Source organism: Hymenobacter wooponensis (genome assembly GCF_004745865.1).
Taxonomy (GTDB): Bacteria; Bacteroidota; Bacteroidia; order Cytophagales; family Hymenobacteraceae; genus Hymenobacter; species Hymenobacter wooponensis.
In genome coordinates this window covers 1-23,235 of record NZ_SRKZ01000010.1, presented here as the reverse complement: position 1 = coordinate 23,235, position 23,235 = coordinate 1, and the positions used below count along the sequence as shown (strand labels likewise).

Below are 23,235 nucleotides of genomic sequence, written 5' to 3'. Positions count from 1 at the left end.
GTTAGACTTACGGAGTCTGCTGCAGCCACTCCACGGCTCGCAGTAATTCGGCATCCTGCCCCTGCACAATGTGTGAAAGACTAGGTTGCACGGCAATATCAGGCGCTAGGCCAGTGCCTTGGTATGGCTGACCGCGGCCTACAATGCGGCGGCCGGTCCAGCTGAGTTGATAGACTCGGCCAATGGCGGCAAAATTCATTTCCCCGTTGGTACCGCCGGTGGTTTGGCCTAGCAGCACGCCCAACTGGTGGCGCCGCACTAGCTCGGCCACGGTTTCGCCGTAGCTGTAAGTATGCGGGCCAGTTAAGAATACCTTGCGGGCCGTGAGCAAGGGCGGCTGCGCCACGATGGGCCGGGAGGCAGAGCCCAGGAAAGTGGCTTGCGTAAAATTAGGCTGGCGGAGTACCGGCGTGGCCGTGCTATCGGGCAGTAGCGGATGGGCCGAGAAGTGCGGCAGTACCCTCAGCAGGTCGTAGGAAGGCCGCTGGCGCAGGTCTATTATTACGCCGCGGGCCGCCTGCAACTGCGGCAGTGCCCGCAGGAAGTCAGGGTAACGCAGGCGGGCAGCATCCAGAAAGTAAATGCCGGGCGCCACTTCCCGCACCACTGGCGGCTGATGGTACATACTGCCTCGCAATTTCCGAAAGGCTAGAGTATAGGTCTGCTCGTGCTCCTGCGCATCACGAAACGTAAACCGGGCCGACGATGCCCCCGCAGATACATAAGTCAGCAACGCCTCGGTAGCCAATTGGCGAGCTACGGCCGAAGACGTAGCTGGTATGGTGCCCTGCAACTGGCCTAGCAGTGCTGCTACCGGCTGGCTATTTACGTGCGTCAGCACGGCGCCCGGCAAGAGCTGTGGCGCCAGGTTTGGGGGCACCTGTTGCACCACTACCTGCTCCTCTATCAGGCGGAGCTGCAGCGCCCAGGGCGGCGAAATTACGTGCAAGCCCGTGCGGGTTTTGGGGCTGATGGCTACGTGGCGGTCTGGAAGCTTGGCTAGCATGGTGCGGCAGGCCGTCAGCAGCTCGGCCTCGGTAGTGGCGCGGGCTGCGTGCTGCAGGGCTAGGGGCAATGCCTGCTGCCATCGGGCGCTGTCCAGCACGGCTCGGTAGGGGTAAAAGTGCTGCAGAATGTTCCAACTCAGCAGTACTGTAGTTAGGCGCTGGGCAGAAGTAGCGGCACTTAACCGGGGTACTGAGCGACCTGGTTGGTAGGGCAGCCGTTGCTGGTACTGAGCCCGCGGGAGGAGGAGAGGAAAAGTGAGGCTAAGAGAATCCAGAAGTCGAACCGTATAGTGCTGCTGGCCTTGAAACAACTTATCGGCTTCGGGACCTTCTGCCGCCCGAATAGTGCTGGAATAGGATAGCCCGCCCAGCTGAAACATGGCCCGCACCACCGGCAGCCCCTTTTTATCCAGCGCTAACCCCTGATGCTCCCAATAATAAAAAGGCCCGGTGCCAGCCTGCGCTAGGCCAGTCTGAGAGGGCACCGCCGGGCCTGCCGTTATGTGTGCTGCGGGTGCCAGGGTTCGGAACAAGCTGTCGAGGGTAACAGCGAGGGTGGCATCGGTAGGCGCCCGCCTAACCGCCGGAATGCTGCGCACGAGAATCGTTTCCCAGCTGACTTGGGCAGTGTGGCGGTTCGGGTAGAAGTATTTGATAGCACCGGCCGCCTGGCCTAGGGCCGTGAGGTTGCGGGTTTCACGTGGGGTAAGGGTATCGGGAGCAGCCGTGGCGAGAGCAGGCAGCAGGAACAATAAAGATTGTAGCACGAAGAGCTAGAAAGTGGCTATGCGGTAGGAGTAAGAGCAGGAGCCTACTGGCAGGTGCGACGTTGCATTCCCCAAGTCTGAGTGAATAGCTAGGCCACTAGCTTAGTGGAACTCCAGCTAAGAAAAGACTTCAGGTGGCCTAGAGTGTGCTTAGAGTAAGCGAAATGACTGTTTTCTCTTCGTGAGCCCTCCATGCTGAGCGCAGCCAAGCCTGACGTTGGCGTAGTCAACCATGCGTTACGCCTACTCCCACACGGCATCCTGACGAAGGAAGGAGCTTGTCACGTCAGCACAAGTTTTCTAGGCCAGTCTCTCACAGGCGAGCCGTGCTTTGTAGTGAGCACCAGCAGCAGGCGAATTGTTCAGCTACGCTCACCCCGGCAATCTTTTTGCCATCTACAGAGACTAGCGCGATTCCAGCGAAATGCTAGCGGGCGGAAGCCCTTCTGCCGTGGCGCGTAGTGTGATGGTGCCGGGCTGCCCCGTGGATTTCACAATGACTTAGGCCCGACCCTGCCAGGCGTTGCGCTGGGGCTGCTGGTAGCTTTCGAGGCTGTTCGGCTTGGCATTGCCCACGCCAACCACTACTCCCGGCCCGGTTACCTCAAACTTCAAGGCATTCTCGGCCTTTGGGTGCCGGGTGCCCTGGGCATCGAGAAGTTCTACCGTGATGTAGCTTAAATCCTGATTGTTGGCAGTGAGGGTTTTACGGTCGGCAGTGAGGGCGAGGCGCATGGGCTGGGCGGCCGTGCGCAAGGTGGCGGTGCTTACCTGCTTGCGGCCGTTGCGGCCGATGGCCTTTAGCTCTCCCGGCTGGTAGGGCACTGTAAAGGTGGCCGTGAATTGGGAGGCGCGGTTGGTAGGCTTCAGGCCCAGGCTCCGCCCATTCAGCAGCAGCTCCACCTGCTCGCAGGAAGAATATACCTCCACGGTAAGGGGGTGATTCTCCTGGACGGGCCAGGTCCAGTCGGCTACCACATCGTGCCATTCCCACTTGCTCCACTCTTCCTTGTTGGGGTTTAGGGGGAAGGACGGTGCGGGTGGCTTCACGAAAAGGGACACTTGATTGGGCTTCCACAGCGCATCGCGGTAGTACGACTGCGGCCGTTTCCAGCCGCAGATGTCTAGGTCGCCGCAGTAGGCCAGGTTCCAGGGGTAAAAGTGCTGGTATTGCCAATAGCCCAGCCAGCCAATGCTGGCTTCACCGATGTAATCAAACGCCGTCCAGACAAAATCGCCCACCACGTAGGGGTGGTCCAACACCGCCATCCAGCTGCCAAACGCCTCCAGGGGGTACGACTCCGAGCCGAACATCACCCGCTTCGGGAGGCGGGCGTGGTCTTGGGCGTAGATATCGGGTTTGTGGTGGTCGCCGCCGGCAGCGTAGTTGTAGCCTGACACGTCCAATTCCGCGAAATAGAGGTCTTTATCAGGTCCTAAGTCGTTCACGCCGGCCGTGATGGGCCGGGTAGCATCGAGGGTGCGGAGGTAGCTCACCAACTGGCGGGCGGTGGCGGCGCCGGCCGGGGTGCCGCGCTCGGGTATCTCGTTGCCGATGCTCCAGAGAATAATGGACGGGTGGTTTCGGTCGCGGCGCACCATATTGGCCACGTCTTGCTGCCACCATTGGTCGAAGTAGAGGTGGTAGTCGTAGGGGTTCTTGGCCTCGCGCCACATGTCAAACGCCTCGTCAATTACCAGCATTCCCAGTCGGTCGCAGGCCGCGAGCAGGGCCGGGGAGGGCGGATTGTGCGAGCAGCGGATGGCGTTAAAGCCACTGGCCTTCAATAGCTCAATCTTGCGCTCCTCGGCTCGGTCGTAGGCCCGAGCGCCGAGGGGGCCATTGTCGTGGTGAATACAGCCACCCCGCAGCTTCAGCGGCTGCCCGTTGAGCTGAAAACCAGTTTGCGCATCAAATGAGATGGAGCGAATACCGAAAGGCGCTTCCACCCGATCAACCAGCTGGTCACGCTGATACACTTCCGTAATGGCCATATATATCGCCGGCTTGTCTACTGACCAGCGCTCGGGGGCTTTCACCGTGAGGGTTTGCGCCAGCGTGGCCGAGGCGCCGGCAGCAAGTGTTTGGCTTGCTTCGGTGCGGGCCACTTCCCGGCCTGCGGGGCTACGCAGCCTAGTGATGAGCCGCAGGGGAGCCACTTCGCTGCTTTCATTGAAGAGCTGGGTTTCAGCCTGTACCTGGGCCGCCTCCGGCGTGATTTGCGGGGTAGTAATATACGTGCCCCATTGGCCTACGTGCACTGGTTCCTGCACCGTGAGCCACACGTGCCGGTAAATGCCCGAACCTGAATACCAGCGGCTGTTGAGGCCTTCGTTGCGCACCTGCACCGCCAGCACGTTGTCGGCCTCTGGCTGCACCTTGTCGGTTATATCGTACCAGAAGCTGGTGTAGCCGTAGGGGTGGGTGCCCAGAAGCTGGCCATTCAGCCATACCTCTGCATTCATATACACGCCATCAAACTGCACCTGCACGCGCTGACCTTTGTGGGCCCGGGGCAGCCGGAAGGTTTTGCGGTACCAGCCGGTGCCGCCCGTGGTGAAGCCGCCGTTGGCTTGGCTAACGGCATCCTTGTTGAAGGGCGAGTTGGTGCCCGGTACATCTTCAATGCTCCAGTCGTGGGGCAGGTCGAGAAGGCGCCAGTCGGTATCGTTAAACTGGGGTTTCTCGGCACCCTGAGCGCCACCTCGGTGGAAGCGCCAGCCATCGTCAAAGAGCGTGGTTTTGGCGGGGATAGGTTGCGCTTGCATGGCGACGGACAGGAGCAGGAAAGCCAGAAAGAGGATGCGTTGCATAAGTACGACGGCCATTAATTCTTGCACTACCCGAAGCCGACCGGGTCAGGCTTGCCCGTAGCTGCCCTTAAGCTCTTGGCCCTGAATGGCGGCGGCCATCAGCGGCGGAAATTCCGCCGGGGTGCAGGCAAAGCTAGGAATACCCAGCGCCGCCAGTTTCTCGGCCATCCGCCGGTCGAAGCTCGGGGCGCCGTCGTCGGAGAGGGCCAGCAGGGCTACTATGGTCACGCCGGCCGCTTTTAGAGTAGCGGCGCGCTTGAGCATTTCGCGCTCATTGCCCCCCTCGTACAGGTCGCTGATGAGTACCAGGATGGTATCGGTGGGGCGGGTGATGAGCTGCTGGCAGTAGGTGAGGGCCAGGTTGATGTCGGTGCCCCCGCCGAGCTGCACGCCAAACAGCAGATCTACTGGGTCCTGCAGGTTTTCGGAGAGATTGGCCACGGCCGTATCAAACACCACCATGTGGGTTTTCACGGCCTTAATAGAGGCCAACACCGCCCCAAACACGCCCGCGTACACCACCGACGAGGCCATGGAGCCGCTTTGGTCTACGCACAGCACAATTTCCTTGAGGGCCTGTCCGCGCCGGCCGTAGCCCACCAGCTTTTCCGGAACGATGGTTTTATACTCCGGCTGGTAGTGCTTAAGGTTGGCCCGGATGGTAGCGGCCCAGTTGATTTCGGCGTAGCGAGGGCGCGGGTTGCGCACCGCCCGGCTCAGGGCGCCCTGCACGGCTTGGCGCAGCGGGTTGGCCAGCTTCTGCTCCAGCTCGTGCACTACCTTGCCCACCACCTCACGGGCCGTATGCTTGACCTTCTGCGGCATCACCCGGCTCAACGCCATCAGAGTGCCTACCAAATGCACGTCGGCCTGCACCGTGCGCAGAATTTCGGGCTCCAGCAACAGTTGCTGCAGGCCTAGGCGGTCCATGGCATCCTGCTGCATCACGGCTACTACCGAGGAGGGAAAGTAGGTGCGAATGTCGCCCAGCCAGCGGCTCACCTTGGGGGCCGAGCCACCCAAGCCGGCTTTCCGCTCGCCATCGTTGCCGTAGAGCGCCGTCAGCACATCATCCATGCGCCCATAGTCCGGCGACATCGGAATTTCATTCGCCGCATCAGCAGGCGAGCCTAACACAAGTTTCCAGCGGGCAGCAGAAGACGAAGACACAGTGATGAGAGAAGAGTAGCAGAAGGAATTCCAAGTAACAGTATAATCGGGAATTGCCCACAGTTTAGCCCTAGAAGCTAGAAAACTAGTTCCCCTCCTTGGAAAATGTCGCGCATCAAGCTAGTGTGGGCTAGGGGTGGTTGAAGTGGCCTGGAACAACATAGAAGAACGTCATGTCGAGCTTGTCGAGACATCTCGCGTGCTGATTCTACAGTAGTATTGTTACCCCTTCCAAGTTCGCAAATCGATAGGCTCCCAGGTTGGATTCAACGTCTCAATTAGCCATTCTTTCTTGGTCCTGCTCCAGTTTTTTATTTGTTTTTCACGGGCAATTGCGTGTCCGGCATCTGGGCTAGTTTCGAAATACACCAGTAAGTTACATTGGTAGCGGCCAGTGAATTTACCCGCATCTCCTAGCCCCTTGCTATGCTCGTACAGCCGGCGTTCTAAATTATTGGTCATACCGATATACAGAACTGTGCGGGCTGGATTGCTGAGCATGTAGACGAAATAGCTCATAAAACTGGTCTCATAGTTCTGCCTGAAATTATTGCAGTTGAACGTCATTCCGAGCATGTGGCGCATCAAGCCAGGACCCGAGGAATCGCGCGGGTTGATGTTGGGTTATCATTGCAACGTCAGCACGCGAGATGTCTCGACAAGCTCGACATGACGTTCTTCTATGTTGTTCTAGGCCACTTCAACCACCCCTAGCCCCTCCTCGGCTGAGGAGGGGAACTAGCACTAGATTCACTCGGCCCAAATGCGTCTTGCGCAAAACTTGCGGCGTCTGTTGCTTGATAACCCGCTTCCCTTTCTACCTTAAGCCGATTTCATCCTTTCCACTGCATGAAGAAACTCTACTACTTGCTGATTGGCTCCCTGCTGGTCAACTCGCACTTTGTCTCGGCTCAAACGCTGGCGGAGAAAACGAAAGGAATGCAGAAGTTCTCGGGCTTCTTTCCGTTTTACTGGGATGAGAAAGGCGGGCGCATTCTCCTCGAAATCGATAAGCTCGATCAAGAAATCCTCTACGTGAGCACCCTGCCCAACGGGGTAGGCTCCAACGACCTAGGCCTGGACCGCGGCCAGATTGGGCAGCAGCGCATTGTGAAGTTTGTGAAGAGTGGCCCCAAGATCTTGATGCTCCAGCCCAATTACGACTTCCGGGCCGTGAGCCCGAACGCCGATGAGCGGAAATCAGTGGAGCAGGCCTTTGCGCAGTCGGTTATTTGGGGCTTTAAAGCCGAAGCGCAGGAGGGAGGCAAGGTGCTGGTAGACCTGACGCCCTTCCTGATGCGCGACTCCCACCAGATCGGCGACAAGCTGGAAGACCTCAAGCAAGGGGCTTACAAGGCCGAAGAAAGCCGCTCGGCTGTGTTCATGCCCAACACCAAGGCTTTCCCCGAAAACTCAGAATTTGAAGCCGTTATCACGCTCACTGGCAAAGCCAAAGGCCGCGAAATAAGCTCCGTTACGCCCGACCCGAACGCCGTGACGGTGCACATGCACCACTCCTTTATCCAGCTGCCCGACAGCAAGTACCAGCCCCGCGCCTTCGACCCGCGGTCCGGCTACTACGCCAATGAGTACATGGACTACGCCACGCCCATCGACCAGCCCATCATGAAGCGGCAGCTGGTGCGGCATCGGCTCCAGAAAAAGGACCCCACCGCGGCCGTGAGCGACCCGGTAGAACCTATCATTTATTACCTCGACCGGGGCGCGCCCGAGCCCGTGCGCTCGGCCCTGATGGAAGGTGCCGCGTGGTGGAACCAGGCGTTTGAGGCGGCCGGTTACCGCAACGCGTTTCAGGTAAAGCTGCTGCCCGAAGATGTCGACCCCATGGATATCCGCTACAACCTGATTCAGTGGGTGCACCGTTCTACCCGCGGCTGGTCGTACGGCGCCTCCATCACCGACCCGCGCACCGGCGAAATCATCAAGGGGCAGGTGTCGCTGGGCTCCTTGCGGGTGCGTCAGGATTTCCTGATTGCGGAAGGCCTGCTGCAGCCCTATGAGGACGGCAAGCCCACCAGCCCCGAAATGCTGCAGATGGGGGTGGCGCGCCTGCGCCAACTGGCAGCCCACGAGGTAGGCCACACCCTAGGCCTATACCATAACTACTCGGCCAGCACCAAAGACCGCTCCTCGGTGATGGACTACCCCATGCCCCGCATCAAAACGCGCTCCGATGGCAGTATCGACCTAAGTGACGCCTACGCCGTAGGCATCGGCAGCTGGGACAAGCGAGCCATCCTTTACGGCTACCAGGATTTCGGCCCCCAAGCCGATGAGAAAGCCGCACTGCAGGCCATTATGAAGCAGACCCTAGCCGATGGGTACGTATTCATTTCTGACGCCGATGCTCGCGCCGCCGGGGGCGCCCACCCGTACGCCCACCTCTGGGACGAGGGCTCCAACGCTGCCGATGAGCTCAACCGCCTGATGGATGTGCGCAAGCAGCTGCTGGCCCGCTTCTCTGAGAAAGCCCTGGCACCCGGTCAGCCCATGGCCATGCTGGAAGAAGTGCTGGTGCCCATGTACCTACTGCAGCGCTACCAGGTAGAGGCCGCGTCCAAGGAAATAGGTGGCCTCTATTATACCTACGCCGTGAAAGGCGACGGCCAGACCATCACCAAATTTGTGGAGCCAGCCGAGCAGTGGAAGGCCTTTGATGCCCTCATGCGCACGATTTCGTCCCGTGAACTGTCCCTCTCCGAAGAGCTGCTAGCCAAAATTCCGCCGCGCCCCGTGAACTTCGGCCGCTCCCGCGAAACCTTCCCTAGCCGCACCGGCCTCACCTTTGACCCCACCAGCGCCGCCGAATCGGCGGCGGCTACTACCCTGGAGTTTCTGCTGAACCCCCAGCGAGCCGCCCGCCTGGAAGAGTACCACGCCCGCCACGCCGACCAACCTGGCCTAGCCGCCGTGCTCGACAAGCTGCTGGCCCAAACCTGGGGCGCCAAACCCGAAAATGGCTACCCCGGCGAGCTACAGCGCCTGGTAAACACGCTCACCCTGCAGAAGCTGCTGGCCCTGGCCGCCGCTCCGCAGGCCCCCGTGAACGTGAAAGCGCTGGCCGCCCTGAAGGTAGAAGAGCTGAAGAAAGACCTGCGCAAAGAGCAGAAGTCGGGTAAGGATGAGGGCCGCCGCGCCACCGCCTTTGCCGCCCTACGCACCATCGAGCAGTTCGAGGAAGCCCCTGAGAAGTTTCAACCCGCCCCTACACTGCCCATGCCTGACGGCGCTCCGATTGGAGATGATGGGTGCGAGGGGTTTTAAAGAAAAACAAAAAGAGGGGCCTAGGCCCCCCTTTTTGTTTTTCTTGCTCTTAAGCTATCTGATAACTGCTACTTCCGGAAGTTGTCAATATTAACTACCTCATCAAATTCAAAAAGTAATTCTTCGCTTTCTACTGGATTGAAAATTGGAAGGAGAAAGCTGCTGTTCTTATCGATCAAGCTTCGGTGCACCTTCACGTATTTACCGTGAGTGCGAGTGGCTAGGTAGTGGCCCTGACCTTGGAGGTAGATATCAAATCCAATAGTGCCCATCTTCAAATCTGCTCCAGGAAGATATTTCATGGCACCAAGAGTATTTCGAAAGGTGCGTAACTCAGTAGCATTGAGTCGATAGTTTCCACTATTGTTGTGAATCGTAACTGAATCGATAGCCGCCATGTCTATCAAATCTCTGAGACGATATTCGTGAGGCCCGCACGAGGATAAAGATGCTAGGACTAGCAGCGTAATGAGTTGTTTTCGCATCTGCACCTCATTCAAAAAAGTCGCCGGGGTCGGCTTGACTTAGGTACTTGCTGAGGCTGCCGAGGTCGGCGAAGATGGGGTGGACAAGGCGCAGGAACTGTTGGGCGCTGGTGCGGCTGTCGGCATAGGCGCGGAAAATTTCCCCTTCGCCGGCTAGTTCAATATGGTCTAGCAGTTCGGGCGCGTGTTCTTCCACCATGGTTTCGATGTGCTCGGCCCAGGAGGCACCGCTGCCGCTAAAGCCGTAGCGCTCGAACACCGTGTAGTAATCTTCCATGTCGGACAGATCCACCACAATGCGGTACTGGCGCTCAGGCGTAGCCTGCTCCTGAAGATCGAAGACAACGAAGGGGTGATACAGATTTGCCATTGCCCAAAGGTAGAGGTTGGTGGTTGGCTAATCAGGCTTCTCCCTTTAAGATGTCATGCTGAGCGCAGCCGAGCATCTGGCTCGAATTGTTAGTTAGTATCACAACATCAGCACGCGAGATGCTTCGACTTCGCTCAGCATGACGGGCTTTATTCACCTCATCAGCGCCCATACGGGCTATCGGCGCGGTGCTGGCGCTCGAACTCTTCGCGGGAGCAGAGGCTTTTCACGTCCACCATCCGGTCAATGGACAGGATGCCGTCGAGGTGGTCGATTTCGTGTTGTAGTAGCTCGGCGAGGTCGTCTTCGCGGCCGGCGCGGGTTTCATGCCACTGGCCTAGCAGGTCTTGGTAGCGCACAGTAATCCACTCGTAACGCTCTACTTGCATGAAAATGGAGAGGAAGGACAGGCAGGCATCCCACACCATCATTTTCTCGGGGCTGTGGTCGATGATGCTGGGGTTGATAAGCGGCCCACACTGGCCGGCCTGGTAGGCGCAGCAAAATCACGCGCTGCAACTCACCGATTTGGGGTGCCGCAATGGCGCGGCCGTAGCCAGTGGTTGCGCGCCAGTGGCCTACGGTATCCGCTAGGTCCGTTACGAGGTCAGTCACGGCTGGCGCAGTTGGGTCGGGCACGGGTTGGGCTATCTGGCGCAGCACCGGGTGGCCTAGCTGCAGGATTTCACGGATGGGCATAGGCCTGTTGGGTGATGTAGGATGAGTTTTGCCGCTCGAAAGTTAGTGCTTCACCGCCAGCAGCATCCGATGTAAATCGGCGGCGGTGTAGACTTGACCGTGTGCAATGACCGTGTTGATCTGGCGCAGGTTGCGAATGTTGGTTAAGGGATTTTGGTCCAGCAGCACCAAGTCAGCTTCTTTGCCAGCTTGGATGGTGCCGGAATGCTGGTCGGCTTTCAGGAAGCGGGCGCCGTTGATGGTAGCGGCTCGCAGGGCTTGGGCGGGTGTGAGGCCTGCCTGCACCATGAGCTCCAGCTCGCCCAGCAGGGAAGTGCCGGGGTAGACGTAGGAGTTGGACGCGCCGCTGTCGGAGCCGGCCAGCAGCGTAACGCCGGCCTTCTGCATGGCAGGCACCAAGGTCATGAACTTGGCGCTGAGCTGCCGGTTGAAGGCCTGGGTGGCCGCTGACTGGCGGCGGGCCCCATTCAGCCGGCCGGCGTAGGTGCGCTGAATTTTGGGGTCGATGTAGGCCAGTAGAGTATCACGGGAGTGGTCGGTTACGGGGAGTTCGGCCAGCAGCTTCTGTATGTAGAGCGTCGGCACCACAGCCGTTTTGTTTTTCACCAGAGTTTGGTAAATAAGGGCCTCCGCGGCGGGGTCAAACGTGCGGTAAATAGCCGGCAGCACCGCAAACAGGCCTAGGGGCTTAGCGGTGCCCAAACTATTTTGCACGGCCGTGGTGATGCTGTCTTCCTTGCTAGAGCAAGCCTTAAACACGTAATACAAATGCTCCGAGGCATCCAGGCCTCGGTCTGATGCTTCGCGCAGGGTGGCAGTATAAGGCATATGACCAGTGGTGGTCATGCCCCGCTTTTCGGCCGCTGAAATCGTGTTTAAAAAGGCATCGCGCGAGATGGTGCTCTCATAGATCTTGACGTAATCGACCTTCAACACCTGCAGAGAGTCAAGGGCTTTGTCGATATCTCGCTGATTTTCTACCGCTAAAGAGCCAGCCCAGGTAGGTTTCGGGCCATCAATTTTAGGACCTGAGGTATAGATGGTGGGGCCCGCCAGCTTTCCGGCCCTGATTTGCTCTCGCCAGGAGAAAACCGCCGGCGTCAGGTCGCCGCCCGCGTCGCGCACCGTTGTTATGCCGTGGGCCAGGTAGAGCGGGAGCAGGTTGCGGTTGGCCGTAATCAGGGAGTCGCCGCCGCGAAAGTGTACGTGCATGTCCCAAAGCCCGGGAATCAGGTATTTGCCTTGGGCATCAATGGTGCGCTTGGCTGCGGGTAGTTGGGCGCTGGGTAGGCTTATACGCCGTATCAGACCATCGGTAATAATTAGCGTCTGATCAGGCCGAACCTGACCGGTTTCCACGTTCACCACATTGGCGTGGGTGATGAGGAGGTCGTAGGCCTGTTGAGGTGGTTGTGTGGCGCAGCCAGCCAGGATAGGGAAGGAGCAGGCAAGTAAACGAGAGAGAAGCTTCATATTACTGAGGTTAGAGCTAGGTTAGAAGCTAGCTCCCCTCCTCAGATGAGGAGGGGCTGGGGGTGGTTGACAATCGACTGGGTGTCAACTAGCTCTAGATTTAAAAGCAGTTCTAGGCCACATCAACCACCCCCAACCCTTCCTCATCTGGGGAGGGGAGCTAGCAATAGTCTTACTTAAATCTTATCCAAAGAACCCTGCTACTTGCTGCATCAGCACCTTGCCGCTCATGAACGTCATCACCAGTACCACCAAGATGCCAAATGCTGCCAGCCACAGCGGGTGCCGATACGTGCCGACGACACTAGGACGGTAGGCGGCGATGAGCAGCGTGCCAAGGGTGATGGGCAAAATAAAGCCGTTCAGAGCTCCCGCCCATACCAGCAGGGTCACAGGTTTGCCGATGCTAATAAAGACCAGGGTTGAAAGCACGATAAACCCCATTATCCATCGGTTTTCGTACTCGGCCACACTCGGAACCATCGACTTGAGGAACGATATGGAGGTGTAAGCTGAGCCGATAATCGAGGTAATGGCCGCCGCAAACATGACCACCCCAAAAAGCTTGTACCCCACCTGCCCGGCTGCCAGCTGAAACACCGAGGCAGTTGGGTTGTCAGCATCAATGGCGAGGCCTTGGCTTACTACCCCCAGCGTAGCCAGAAAGAGCAATACCCGAATCAGGGAAGCTACCGACACGCCCATGATGGCGCTCTGGGTTACGTGAGGCAGGGCCTCCGGACCTTTAACGCCGGCATCGAGAAGACGGTGGCCGCCAGAAAACGTGATGTAGCCGCCCACAGTGCCGCCCACCAGCGTGATGATGGCTGTAAAGTCGATAGTGGCGGGTGCAATGGTGCGCAGTGCTGCCTCCGTTGCCGGTGGATTGGTAGTGATGGCCACGTACACAATGGCTCCAATCATTACAAGGCCCAAAAGTTGGGCAAAGCGGTCCATGAGAGGGCCCGCCTCGCGCACGAGAAATATGGCCAGCGCTATGGCCGCAGCAAGTGCGGCGCAAACCGTTACGGGCAGACCAGTGAGTACCTCTAGGCCCAGCCCAGCGCCTCCCACGTTGCCAATGTTGAAGGCCAAGCCTCCCAGTACAATCAAAGCTGAAATAAAGCCGCCTAGGCCAGGTAGCACGCGGTTAGCAATATCCGGGGCCCGCATTTCCGACACGGCAATAACCCGCCAGATGTTTAGCTGCACCCCAATATCCATCAGAATAGAAGTGAGAATTACAAAGCCAAAGCTGGCACCTAGGCTTTGAGTGAAGACGGTGGTTTGGGTTAGGAAGCCGGGGCCAACCGCGGAGGTAGCCATCAGGAAGGCGGCGCCAAGCAGCACTCCCCAGTTGCGGGCCGGCCTCACGCGGTGGTCTGGTGTTGGGCCCGCACGGCAATGCCCTCTTGCTGAAGCCTAGCCCTGATTTGCTGGGCAAACTCCAGGGCGTGGGCGCCGTCGCCGTGAATGCACACAGTGTCCGCCTGAATAGCTACGTCCTCGCCAGATAAGGCCCGCACCCGGCCTTCCTTCACCATGCGCACTACCTGAGCAATGGCCGCTGCAGGGTCCGAGATGAGCGCGTTGGGTTGGCGGCGGGGCGTGAGGGTGCCGTTGGGCTGGTAGGTCCGGTCGGCAAACACCTCATGGGCCACCGATAGGCCTAGTTTCTGGCCGGCACTGATGAGGGCGCTGCCGGCCAGGCCATAGAGGCAAGCTTCGGGCTGCACCCGGTACACGGCTTCGGCCAGGGCCTCAGCGAGGGCGGGGTTCACGGCGGCCATGTTGTAGAGGGCGCCGTGGGGTTTTATGTGGTGCACGGTGCCGCCTTCGGCCCGCACAAAGGCGGCCAGGGCCCCTAGCTGGTAGACCGTCATATCGTAGGCCTCTTCCGGGGAAATGGCCATGTCACGGCGGCCGAAACCCACTAGGTCGGGCAGGCCGGGGTGAGCCCCGATGGCTACGCCGTGCTGCAGAGCCAGGCGCACGGTGCGCTTCATCACGGCCGGGTCGCCAGCGTGGTAGCCGCAGGCAATGTTGGCGGAGGTGATAAAGGGCAGAATGGCTTCGTCGTGGCCTAGGGAGTAGGCGCCGAAGCTTTCTCCCATATCACAGTTTAGGTCGACGGCGTGGGGGTAGTTCATGAATAGTGGAGCAGGGCAAGGGCCCGGTGAAGTTGCTGAAGGTGTTTTTCCTGGTGCAGATACCAGTACTGCGCCTCAGTAAGCCCGACTTCCTGAAAACGTAGGTGCCCGCCGGGCGGCACCTGGGCCAGCAGGGAAAAGTCGGCTGAAATGACCTGGCCAATCCGCGGGTAGCCGCCGGTGGTTTGGTGGTCGGCCATGAGCACAATGGGGTTTCCAGCGGCTGGTACCTGCACCGTGCCGAAGGTAACGGCTGTGGAGAGAATTTCTCGCTCGGTTTGCCGGTGGAGCTCTGGCCCCGCCAAGCGGTAGCCCATGCGGTCGGAGTTCGGGGTTACGGTGAATTCCTGCTGCCAAAAAGCCTGCTGGCTTTCCTCCGTGAACAACTCAAACTCGGGGCCTCGGAGGGCGCGCACGGTAGTGCTGGTGCCGGCCGCAGGAGCCGGGGCAACGGCCGGGTACCACCGCGCAACGGCCCAACGCTGGCTGGCCGAGTGGGCCAGAAGCCGCTGGTGCAGCCGTTGCCCGGCAGGCGTGGGGCCGGCCGCCGGTACTACGTCTCCCGCCTGCAAAGCCCGGCCTGCTAGGCCACCGAGCTGCGCCCGTAAGTACGTGGATTGGCTGCCGAGCACGGTGGGCACCGTGAGTCCGCCCGAAAGTGCTAGATAGGCCCGGCAGCCCGAGCGCGCGGCGCCAAAGGCCAGCTTACTGCCTTGCCGCACCGCTACGGGCCGGTTCAGGGGGAACTGCTGGTCATCAAGCGTGGCGGATAAGTCGGCCCCGCTCATGCAGATGAGGTGGTCGGTTTCAAACCGAATAGTAGGCCCTAGCAGCGTGATTTCCAGCCCGGCGGTGCCGGCCGGGTTGCCCACCAGCAGGTTGGCCAGGCGCAACGACCAAGGGTCCATGGGGCCGCTCACGATGACGCCGGCCTGCTGGTAGCCGAAGCGGCCAGCATCCTGGATGGTGGTGAGCAGGCCGGGGCGAAGGATGCTACAGCTCATGCTCCAGAAGATGTTCGTACTGCTCCTCTGAAATAGCCACGAACCGCAGCCGCTGCCCCGCCCGCAACAGGCTCGGCGAGGCGGCCTCGGGCGTGAACAGGCGGCGGGGGGTGCGGCCAATCAGTTGCCATCCCCCAGGAGTAGGCAACGAATAGACGCCGGTTTGGCCCCCGGCAATGCCCACCGAGCCGGCGGGTACCAGCGGGCGGGGTTGCGCTTTGCGAGGGGTGGTGAGCTGCTCGGGCATGCCGCCCAAGTACGGAAAACCAGGGGCAAAGCCAATCATATATACCAGGTACTCCGGCTCGGTGTGCAGCCGAATCACCTCGGCGGGCGCTAGGCCAGTGTGCTCGGCCACCAAGGCCAGATCGGGGCCGAAGCTGCCGCCGTAGCACACCGGTATTTCTACTAGGGGCTGGGTTTCGCTTGCTGAAGCAGCGGGCAACTCACAAAGAAGCGAATAGAGGCGGTCGGCCACGACTTTGTACGGGTTGCGTTTACCATTCCGGCTTACCACCCACGGGTCGTAGTACACGGTGAGGGTGGTGAAAGCCGAGACATATTCTCGCAAACCGGGGAAAGGCACCTGATCGAGGGAGTGGCCTAGGACCTGAATGGCGCGGTGGGTGACCTCACTGATTGTATCGCCGAGTTGCAGCACCACGGCTGCATCGCCGAGGGGGTACAGCTGTGCGGTTGACAGCAGATCGTGGGGGGGTGAAGGCTGTTCCATCGGTGGGTTTGCTTTACCTTGGGTGTTCGACCTGAAGGAACTCCTCTCGAATGATGCGTCAATATAGTAATGGTGCGCGCACCAGCGTGTTTCTGCTGAGCCTAGGCCTATTGGGCTGCTCCAAAAAATTAGTGGTTGCTGATACAGCTGCTCTACCCGCTTCGTCCTCAGCACCGGTAGCCGTGGTGCCCGGCGTAAGTCAGGAGTTGGCCCAAGACCGCGCCCGCCGTATTTCCCGCCTGGCCTACGACCTGCAGCTGTTTGTACCGTCGCGCAAGGACCAGCCCATTGCGGCCGTCGAAGCTGTTCGCTTTCATCTGACCGATGCCAGCCAGCCCGTGCAGCTCGATTTCAAGGAGCAAACCGACAAGCTGAAAAGCCTTACGGTCAATGGGCAGAAAGTGCCCGTTGAACATCGCGCTGAGCACCTGCTGCTGCCGGCGGCCAGCCTAAAAACCGGCCCCAATGAAGTGCAGATTGAGTTTATGGCCGGTAATCAAAGCCTCAACCGCAACGAGGATTTTCTTTACACCTTGCTCGTGCCCGACCGCGCCCGAACTGTGTTTCCGGTCTTCGACCAGCCTAATCTGAAGGCTTCCTTTCAGCTCACGCTCACGATGCCGCCCGAATGGCAGGCCATGGCCAACGGCCCGCTGCTCGACTCCACCAGCACGGCCACGAGCAAGACCCTGCGCTTCGCGCCCTCTGATACCATCAGCACCTACCTGTTCTCGTTTGCGGCGGGCAAGTTCACACGGCTCTCGCGCACGCTGGCTGGCCGCGAAATGCAGTTTCTGCACCGGGAAACCGATAAGGATAAGCTGCGCCTGAGCCTTGACCCCATCTTCCAGATTCATGCCGATGCGCTGAAGTTTCTGCAGGACTACACCAGCATTCCGTACCCGTTCCGCAAGTTTGATTTCGTGGCCCTGCCCGATTTCCAATACGGGGGCATGGAGCACGTGGGCGCCATCGACTACAAAGCCAGCACCCTGTTTCTGGACGAAGGCGCCACCCAGGACCAGAAAATAGCGCGCTCCAACCTCATTGCCCACGAAACCGCCCACATGTGGTTCGGGGATTTGGTGACCATGCAGTGGTTTAACGACGTGTGGATGAAGGAGGTGTTTGCCAACTTCATGGCCGATAAAATCACGCAGGTGGCCGTGGCCAATTCCAACTACGACCTCAAGTTTGTCATCGACCACTACCCGGCGGCTTATGGCGTAGACCGCACCACCGGCGCCAACCCCATTCGGCAGGAACTGGATAACCTCAAGGATGCCGGCTCGCTCTACGGCAACATCATCTACCACAAAGCGCCCATTATGATGCGGCAGCTGGAGCGCCTGATGGGAGAGGAGCCCTTCCGCCTGGGCCTGCAGGAGTACCTGAAGAAGTACAGCTTCGGCAACGCCACCTGGCCCGACCTCATTCAGATTCTCGACGCCCGCACCCCCGCCGACCTGCAGGCCTGGAACCAGGTGTGGGTAAATCAGCCCGGCCGTCCCATCTTCGACTACCGCCTGCAAACCAGCAATGGCAAGATCAGCAGCCTGCAGCTCACCCAGCAAGCTGAGGACGGCTCCGACCGCCTCTGGCCCCAACTCTTCGAGGTGCTGCTGGTATACCCCGGCGGCCGTACGAAGGAGCTGACCGTGAACATGAACCAGCGCGAGGTGACATTACCCCAGGCGGGGGGCGAAGCCGTGCCTACGGCCATCTTATTCAACTCCACAGGCCTGGGCTACGGCGTGTTCCCCGTAGATAAACAGCTAACGACTGGCCTAGCGACCCTGCAAAACCCGGTGGCCCGCGCTACGGCTTACGTGAATCTCTACGAGAACATGCTCAATGGGCGCAGTATTGCCCCGCGCAAGCTGCTGGAGGTGTACCGCCAGGCACTACCCAAGGAGAAGGAGGAACTGAACCTCAAGCTGCTGACCGGCCAGCTGACAGATATTTACTGGAAGCTGCTGAAGCCCGCGGAGCGTGTGGCCCTGGCACCCGTGCTGGAGAAAGAGCTCTGGCAAACTATGCAGCAAAACCCGGCCGCCAACTCCAAAAAGCTGCTGTTCAAGGCCTATCAGTCGGTAGCCCTGACCAAGGAGGCCCAAACGCGCCTCTACCAGCTCTGGGATAAGGAGCAGGCCCCCGCCGGCGTGAAGCTCACCGAGGACGACTACACCGCCCTGGCGCTAGCCCTGGCCGTGCGCGACTACCCCGCCAGCACGCCCATTCTGCCCAAGCAGCTCACCCGCATCCAAAACCCTGACCGCAAGAAGCGCATGGAGTTTCTGATGCCGGCCCTCTCGCCCGATGTACAAACCCGCGACGCTTTCTTCGCCTCTCTCTCTGACGAAAAGAACCGGGAGAAAGAGGCCTGGGTGACGGCGGCCCTGGCCTACCTGCACCACCCGTTGCGGGCCGCTACCTCTGAGAAGTATCTGCCCCAAAGCCTGGCGCTGCTGGAAGAAATTCAACAGACCGGCGACATTTTCTTTCCGGCATCTTGGCTGCAGGCCACGTTAGGATCTTACCAGACGCCTACTGCCGCCCGCACGGTGCGGGAGTTTCTGGCTGCCCACCCCAGCTATAACCCAAAGCTGCGAGCCAAGCTACTGCAAGCGGCCGATGATGTGTTTCGGGCAGAGAAGCTCGTGCTGTAAAAAGTGCGTTTAAGCTCAACAGGAGGCCTTTTGAGTGGGCAACAGTACCTTTGGGCTTGCGTTATTATCAACGCGAGCCTAAAGTGATATTGCTTCTTATTTAATGGAAAAGCTTTCCAGTATCCTGCTGATAGATGACGACAAGACCACTAACTTTCTTAACCGCTTACTACTGGAAGGCTTACAAGTAGCTGACAAGATTTTGGTGGCCCAGAATGGGCAGGAGGCCCTGAGTATTATTGAGCAACAGTGCCAGGAGCAGGGCTGCCCACCCCTTATTTTGCTGGACGTAAATATGCCGGTGATGAACGGGTTTGAATTCCTGGAGGCCTACGAGCCCTTGGAATATGGGGCCAAAGAATCGGTGGTGATTGTGATGCTTACCACCTCGTTGCACCCGCGCGACATGGCCCGCCTCCAGGATCTGTCTATCCAAGGCTTTCTGAGCAAGCCGCTAACCAAGCAAATGGTGCAAGAGCTGCTACAAGAGCATTTCCAGCGGGAGCTCCCCAATTAATAGCAACATTAGCCAGACCCCCCAGAGCAGCGCACAGAGTAGAGACGCAATATAATGCGTCTCTCTGTTGGGCGGCTACCCCTCAAACACTGGCCTAGAACTTCCCGCAGTGAATGATACCAGTGCCTGATGGTTAGCTAGGCTGCCAGCAAGACGCGAAGTACCGCGTTACAAACCCCTGCGCGGCCTATACACCTAGCAGTTCCCGAAGCAGTGGTAACACCCGCAGGCCACGTTCGAGGTCGAAGTCGGCTTCTGGCGCGGTTTGGGGCGCTGCGCCACCCACGGCCAGGGCCAGCACCTGCTGACGCTCCGGCTGACTGAAGTCGGCGAAGGAGCGGCGCAGCAGGGGCACGGTTTCCTGGAAAACGGCCTCTTCCAGGCCCGACAGCCACTCATCCAGCAAGTCAAAGAGTACTCGGTTGTGGATGAGCAGCAGGCCGCTCCCGCGCAGAAATCCTTCAATCCAGGCAGTGGCGTAGTCGGTGGGTTGGGAGGGTGCCAGCGCTAGGCCTAGCAGGGTGGCCGTTTCTTCGGGGGCTAGCTGCTGGGTGTCGAAGAGCAGGCGAGTAGCCACGCCGGCTAGTAGGCCACTGCTGGCTGGCTGCCGGCTAATGATGTGCAGGGCCGCGTACCAATGGGCTTGCTGGTCGTCATCGGGGAGCAGGCGAATGGCTTGGTGGGCGGCCTCGAGGCGCTCCAGCAGCTGGCTGGCGGCGTCGCGGTCGAGGCCGGTGCAGGCCAGGGGGAGCGAGATGCACAGGCGCGGCACCAAGTGATGCACTACCTGGGCTACCTGGGCAGTTTCGGTGCGGCGCACGTTGCCGTAGCGCAGCACATTTACCAGCGGGGGCAGGGCCGTGAGCAAGTGGGCCACATCGCGAGTACCCGCGCTTAGTGCTTCGAGGCGGGCCACCAGCGCCGGCAGGGCCGGGGCCAGGTCGGCGCGCAGGGCCTCTTCCAGCAGCTGGCTCACCTGGCCTAGATCGGTGGCCTGGTCGGCGCGGTGGCGGGCTGCGCCACTGGCGGCGCTCAAAATGGTGTTGCCCCAACGGCCGGCTTCCAGCACGCCCAGCACCATTTCGGGGCGCCACTGCAGCTCCCAAACCTCATGAAAGGTGCCGCTCTTGCCCTGCACTTGCTGGGGCTTACCCCACCGGATAGTGAGCAACTGCAGGCGGTGCAGCAGGTGGCTGCGGCCCAGGTCGAGGTCTTTCCGCAGGTCGAAGGCCAGGGTTTTGGATGTGGCTTCGGGCTTCAGGCGCAGCGCCTTTTGCTGCTGGGCCAGGTCTTGCTGCAGCGGAGAAGCCGGCAGTTCCTCGGGCACTTCGCCCAGGGCTTCCCCCACTACCAGCTGCTGGTGCACCAACTCCAGGGCCTCGGCGTAGCCACCCCCGAAGATGCTCACGGCTGCTTCTTCCAGCTCCTCAATACCGGGCAGGGCCAGTCCGCGTACGGCGGCCAGCGTTTCAGCCAGGCGCACGCCCTCAATAGCATGCGCCGACGACGCATCAATCTGCTGGGCCCGCAACAGGTGAGCGGCGCGCACCATCCAGTGCGTAACCACCCGGTCGTGGGGTTCCGCGAACAGCAGCTCGTACCAGGCCGGCGAGAGTATCCCCGCCCCGTATCCCGACTGAAAAGCCAGGCGCTCGTAGGTCCACGGCACCCAGGTAGCTTCGGTTTTTACCTTGCCCAGCCCTTTCAGGCGGGCTTTGTCGTCTTTGGCGTAGCGCGGCAGTTCCTCAATGCGCAGCACCGGGGCATGCCAGGCTCCGCACACCACGGCCACCCGCTGGTAGCCCTGCTTGAGGGTGGCACGCATAGTTTCACGCATGTAGGCCTCTCGCAGCAAGGTTTCTTCCGATTCCGGCTGGGCCAGCTCTTCCCGTAGGGCAGTCATCATGTGCAGCACTACCTCGAAGGTATCGGCGTGGCCGGCGCTGTGCTCAATGCGGGCTTCCCACCACCGCTCCCCGTCGGTGTACCCATCAAGGCGGGCGAGGTGGGCAATGGGGTCGTGCCGTAGCACAATATCACTTGCAAGCTCCTGTTCCTCAGGCAAGGAGTTGGTTTCGGGCTCACCACCTTGCTCTTGTTCTAGGCCTTGCTCTAGGCCAGTGCCAGCAGCTTCGCCTTCTTGCGGCGAGTGTGTTTGCGGCAACGGAGCCGGCACCTGCTCTACGGAATCGGCCAAGGCAAACCGCAGCGTCATCGGCAGATCGAAGCAGCGTAGGTGGGCGCCGTGCTGCTGGCACCACTGCGCCGCCTGCCACTCCGGCGAGAAGTGCGCAAAAGGGAAAAAGCTAGCCTGGGCGTGCTGCTTGGGGTTATAAATCAGCAAAGCCACCGGCGGCTTCAGTTCCGGATTGGAAGCAAGCGCCAGGGCATTCTCCCCATCTGCGGGGCACTCCAGCAATACCAAATCGGGCTGAAACTCATCCAGCGCCTTTAAAAGGCTGGCGGTGCTGCCGGGCCCGTGGTGGCGGATACCGTAGAGGCGGAGGTCGGTGGGCATGGGGTAACACAAGAGGGATGTCGCCTCTGTTCCGGCAAATTCCGCAGAACTTTACTTACATCCTACACCGCTCATAGCGGCAGGGGGTATTCTGCCGCTACAGCAAGTGGAGCTACAGAATTTCCATCCTGCCCAGTGAAAAGCAAGGAGGCTGCGAGGCCGTAACCGTAGCAAAGAGCCGGGCGGTTGACCGATTAGCTCCTGCCAGGCTGTATTCCTGGGGTAGGCACCAGCATCATGGTTGTGAAGGGGCATTTTATGCCTTTGTCAGAAGCTCAAAACCTTGAGGCCAAGGAAAACTGGCCTACAAGTACTGACGCCCAAAGGCAATAATGCTGTCAACTACGGGCAAGGCCTGCTGCCCGTTAGCGGTCAGCTCATACTCAACTCGGGGTGGAATTTCGGGGTAGGCGTGCTTTGTCACAAGCCCAGCCTCTACTAACTGTTTCAGCTCGTGGATGAGCATTTTCTCGCTAATGTCAGGTAGCCGGCGCTTAAGTTCTCCGTAGCGTTGCCGGCCGTCGCGAAGGTTTTGCAATAGCAACACTTTCCATTTGCTGCCTATCAGGGTCATGGCCCTCCGAACGGGGCAAAGTGTTTCTTTAGGCGCAGAAGCCATAAAATTATTTAAGCCTGGTTATCAGTGTTTCTTACCTCTGGGTAGGTACCTGACACCGTGGTAAGTACTTGACAAAGGTAAAGTATGGGGAGAGTTTTGCCGAAGCATACACCATTAGCTGGCTTATGAAGCGTCTTGCCAGCCTGATCTTACTCTCTGCGTCTTCCCATGACAACACCTCCCGCCTTCTTACACTCCGCCACCGCCGCCGACCAGGAAACAGTTGCGGCAATGGGCCAGGCCGTCGCGGCCATCAAGGGCAATATCACCGGACCCGCGGGCCGGGCACCGTACGCCGCCATCATGCAGCGCAAACCCGCGGCCCCCGCCGTCACCTTCGAAGCCGCTGCCGTGGGCGGTATTGCGGGCTACTGGGTCCGACCAGCCTACAACCGCGACCCGGCCAGCGCCGTGCTTTTCCTGCACGGTGGGGCGTACGTGCTAGGCTCGGCCCAAACCCACTTATCTTTTGTGAGCCAATTGGTGGCCCGCACCAGTCTTGACCTCTTTGTACCCGATTACCGGCTCGCTCCGGAGCAGCCTTTCCCGGCTGCCGTTGAGGATGCGCTCATGGCCTACCGGGGACTTGCTGCGCTGGGCCGGCTGCGGCTGGGACTGGCCGGCGATTCGGCGGGCGGCGGATTGGCCCTGGTTACCCTGCACCAGACTAGTCAGGAACCTACAGCAGCCCCGGCGCCCCGCGTTGCAGTAGTATTCTCGCCCTGGACTGACCTGGCCCTGACCTCTGCCAGCATGCAAACCCGCGCGGAAGCCGACATCATGTTTACCCAAGCCTCCCTGGCCTCTATGGCCAGCCACTACCTACAGCAGGGCGTACGCATCAAATTTAGAGGACTGCCATCCGGCAGTTTTCGCGGACGCAGGTTAAAAGCTGGCTCATATAGTCATCATTCCACCCTGCGTTTCGTCGTCGGGTGCGCAGACTGCCGGGTTG

At 59.9% G+C, this 23,235-nt stretch carries 19 protein-coding genes; 4 read left to right on the top strand and 15 right to left on the bottom strand.

Features of this window, described 5'->3' with window-relative positions; translation table 11 throughout:
• Positions 1–7: 7 nt before the first annotated feature.
• The 4 genes from EU557_RS24140 to EU557_RS24125 all read right to left on the bottom strand — a co-directional run bounded on the left by EU557_RS24140 (position 8) and on the right by EU557_RS24125 (position 6,343).
• Positions 8–1,774, bottom strand: a complete 1,767-nt coding sequence (locus tag EU557_RS24140) for a S41 family peptidase (RefSeq protein ID WP_135533014.1) — start codon at positions 1,772–1,774, stop codon at positions 8–10.
• Positions 1,775–2,275: 501 nt separating this feature from the next.
• The gene (locus EU557_RS24135; RefSeq protein ID WP_167855346.1) at positions 2,276–4,588 is read right to left on the bottom strand and encodes a glycoside hydrolase family 2 TIM barrel-domain containing protein; all 2,313 of its coding nucleotides are present in this window, start codon (positions 4,586–4,588) and stop codon (positions 2,276–2,278) included.
• 45 nt (positions 4,589–4,633) lie between these two features.
• Positions 4,634–5,758, bottom strand: coding sequence for a VWA domain-containing protein (locus EU557_RS24130; protein ID WP_210116125.1), 1,125 nt, complete (start codon positions 5,756–5,758; stop codon positions 4,634–4,636).
• A gap of 222 nt (positions 5,759–5,980) precedes the next feature.
• Entirely contained in the window at positions 5,981–6,343 is a 363-nt protein-coding gene (locus EU557_RS24125) for a GIY-YIG nuclease family protein (RefSeq protein ID WP_342588280.1), read from the bottom strand.
• A 264-nt stretch (positions 6,344–6,607) separates the two neighbouring features.
• Between EU557_RS24125 and EU557_RS24120 the strand changes: the two genes are divergently transcribed.
• Positions 6,608–9,043: a zinc-dependent metalloprotease gene (locus EU557_RS24120; protein WP_245326377.1), complete on the top strand. Its 2,436-nt coding sequence runs from the start codon at positions 6,608–6,610 to the stop codon at positions 9,041–9,043.
• A gap of 68 nt (positions 9,044–9,111) precedes the next feature.
• Here the strand turns inward: EU557_RS24120 and EU557_RS24115 are convergent, their stop codons facing one another.
• The 9 genes from EU557_RS24115 to pxpB all read right to left on the bottom strand — a co-directional run bounded on the left by EU557_RS24115 (position 9,112) and on the right by pxpB (position 15,957).
• Complete coding sequence (locus tag EU557_RS24115) at positions 9,112–9,441, bottom strand: hypothetical protein (RefSeq protein ID WP_135533012.1); 330 nt, start codon at positions 9,439–9,441, stop codon at positions 9,112–9,114.
• Positions 9,442–9,535: 94 nt separating this feature from the next.
• Positions 9,536–9,898 carry an Imm51 family immunity protein gene (locus tag EU557_RS24110; RefSeq protein WP_135533011.1) on the bottom strand — a complete coding sequence of 121 codons (363 nt, stop codon included), beginning with the start codon at positions 9,896–9,898 and terminating at the stop codon, positions 9,536–9,538.
• Positions 9,899–10,059: 161 nt separating this feature from the next.
• A complete protein-coding gene (locus tag EU557_RS26010) occupies positions 10,060–10,326 on the bottom strand; it encodes a peptide deformylase (RefSeq protein WP_281062618.1) in 267 nt (88 codons plus the stop codon).
• A complete protein-coding gene (locus tag EU557_RS24105; RefSeq protein ID WP_210116123.1) occupies positions 10,223–10,597 on the bottom strand; it encodes a peptide deformylase in 375 nt (124 codons plus the stop codon). The genes EU557_RS26010 and EU557_RS24105 overlap by 104 nt, the downstream gene beginning before the upstream one ends.
• Before the next feature lie 42 nt (positions 10,598–10,639).
• Positions 10,640–12,070 carry an amidohydrolase family protein gene (locus tag EU557_RS24100; RefSeq protein WP_135533010.1) on the bottom strand — a complete coding sequence of 477 codons (1,431 nt, stop codon included), beginning with the start codon at positions 12,068–12,070 and terminating at the stop codon, positions 10,640–10,642.
• A gap of 183 nt (positions 12,071–12,253) precedes the next feature.
• Entirely contained in the window at positions 12,254–13,396 is a 1,143-nt protein-coding gene (locus EU557_RS24095) for an NRAMP family divalent metal transporter (protein WP_135533009.1), read from the bottom strand.
• A gap of 44 nt (positions 13,397–13,440) precedes the next feature.
• Positions 13,441–14,220, bottom strand: coding sequence for a LamB/YcsF family protein (locus EU557_RS24090; RefSeq protein WP_135533008.1), 780 nt, complete (start codon positions 14,218–14,220; stop codon positions 13,441–13,443).
• Positions 14,217–15,224 (bottom strand): 5-oxoprolinase subunit C family protein, encoded by a 1,008-nt coding sequence (locus EU557_RS24085; RefSeq protein ID WP_135533007.1) that lies wholly within the window; start codon positions 15,222–15,224, stop codon positions 14,217–14,219. Before EU557_RS24085 ends, EU557_RS24090 begins: the two co-directional genes overlap by 4 nt.
• The gene (pxpB, locus tag EU557_RS24080) at positions 15,214–15,957 is read right to left on the bottom strand and encodes a 5-oxoprolinase subunit PxpB (RefSeq protein WP_135533006.1); all 744 of its coding nucleotides are present in this window, start codon (positions 15,955–15,957) and stop codon (positions 15,214–15,216) included. Before pxpB ends, EU557_RS24085 begins: the two co-directional genes overlap by 11 nt.
• Positions 15,958–16,010: 53 nt before the next feature.
• Here pxpB and EU557_RS24075 point away from each other — a divergent pair, with 53 nt between their 5' ends.
• Together EU557_RS24075 and EU557_RS24070 are read left to right on the top strand one after the other, a co-directional pair.
• Positions 16,011–18,626 (top strand): M1 family metallopeptidase, encoded by a 2,616-nt coding sequence (locus EU557_RS24075; protein ID WP_135533073.1) that lies wholly within the window; start codon positions 16,011–16,013, stop codon positions 18,624–18,626.
• Between the two features lie 103 nt (positions 18,627–18,729).
• The gene (locus tag EU557_RS24070) at positions 18,730–19,143 is read left to right on the top strand and encodes a response regulator (protein ID WP_135533005.1); all 414 of its coding nucleotides are present in this window, start codon (positions 18,730–18,732) and stop codon (positions 19,141–19,143) included.
• A 187-nt stretch (positions 19,144–19,330) separates the two neighbouring features.
• On the opposite strand, the gene EU557_RS24065 is transcribed toward EU557_RS24070, so the two are convergent.
• Positions 19,331–21,661, bottom strand: a complete 2,331-nt coding sequence (locus tag EU557_RS24065; RefSeq protein WP_135533004.1) for a DUF5682 family protein — start codon at positions 21,659–21,661, stop codon at positions 19,331–19,333.
• Positions 21,662–21,965: 304 nt separating this feature from the next.
• The gene (locus EU557_RS24060; protein ID WP_135533003.1) at positions 21,966–22,280 is read right to left on the bottom strand and encodes a winged helix-turn-helix transcriptional regulator; all 315 of its coding nucleotides are present in this window, start codon (positions 22,278–22,280) and stop codon (positions 21,966–21,968) included.
• A gap of 168 nt (positions 22,281–22,448) precedes the next feature.
• Here EU557_RS24060 and EU557_RS24055 point away from each other — a divergent pair.
• A partial coding sequence (locus EU557_RS24055) for an alpha/beta hydrolase fold domain-containing protein (RefSeq protein WP_135533002.1) occupies positions 22,449–23,235 on the top strand: 787 nt, incomplete at its 3' end.

Coding starts and splice junctions, on each gene's coding strand:
- EU557_RS24065 (WP_135533004.1), bottom strand. CDS start 21,661: ATGCCCACCGACCTCCGCCTCTACGGTATCCGCCACCACGGGCCCGGC.
- EU557_RS24070 (WP_135533005.1), top strand. CDS start 18,730: ATGGAAAAGCTTTCCAGTATCCTGCTGATAGATGACGACAAGACCACT.
- EU557_RS24135 (WP_167855346.1), bottom strand. CDS start 4,588: ATGCAACGCATCCTCTTTCTGGCTTTCCTGCTCCTGTCCGTCGCCATG.
- EU557_RS24095 (WP_135533009.1), bottom strand. CDS start 13,396: ATGGCTACCTCCGCGGTTGGCCCCGGCTTCCTAACCCAAACCACCGTC.
- EU557_RS24125 (WP_342588280.1), bottom strand. CDS start 6,343: ATGCGCCACATGCTCGGAATGACGTTCAACTGCAATAATTTCAGGCAG.
- EU557_RS24100 (WP_135533010.1), bottom strand. CDS start 12,070: ATGAAGCTTCTCTCTCGTTTACTTGCCTGCTCCTTCCCTATCCTGGCT.
- EU557_RS24075 (WP_135533073.1), top strand. CDS start 16,011: ATGCGTCAATATAGTAATGGTGCGCGCACCAGCGTGTTTCTGCTGAGC.
- EU557_RS24110 (WP_135533011.1), bottom strand. CDS start 9,898: ATGGCAAATCTGTATCACCCCTTCGTTGTCTTCGATCTTCAGGAGCAG.
- EU557_RS24090 (WP_135533008.1), bottom strand. CDS start 14,220: ATGAACTACCCCCACGCCGTCGACCTAAACTGTGATATGGGAGAAAGC.
- EU557_RS24120 (WP_245326377.1), top strand. CDS start 6,608: ATGAAGAAACTCTACTACTTGCTGATTGGCTCCCTGCTGGTCAACTCG.
- EU557_RS24060 (WP_135533003.1), bottom strand. CDS start 22,280: ATGGCTTCTGCGCCTAAAGAAACACTTTGCCCCGTTCGGAGGGCCATG.
- EU557_RS26010 (WP_281062618.1), bottom strand. CDS start 10,326: ATGGTGTGGGATGCCTGCCTGTCCTTCCTCTCCATTTTCATGCAAGTA.
- EU557_RS24115 (WP_135533012.1), bottom strand. CDS start 9,441: ATGGCGGCTATCGATTCAGTTACGATTCACAACAATAGTGGAAACTAT.
- pxpB (WP_135533006.1), bottom strand. CDS start 15,957: ATGGAACAGCCTTCACCCCCCCACGATCTGCTGTCAACCGCACAGCTG.
- EU557_RS24085 (WP_135533007.1), bottom strand. CDS start 15,224: ATGAGCTGTAGCATCCTTCGCCCCGGCCTGCTCACCACCATCCAGGAT.
- EU557_RS24105 (WP_210116123.1), bottom strand. CDS start 10,597: ATGCCCATCCGTGAAATCCTGCAGCTAGGCCACCCGGTGCTGCGCCAG.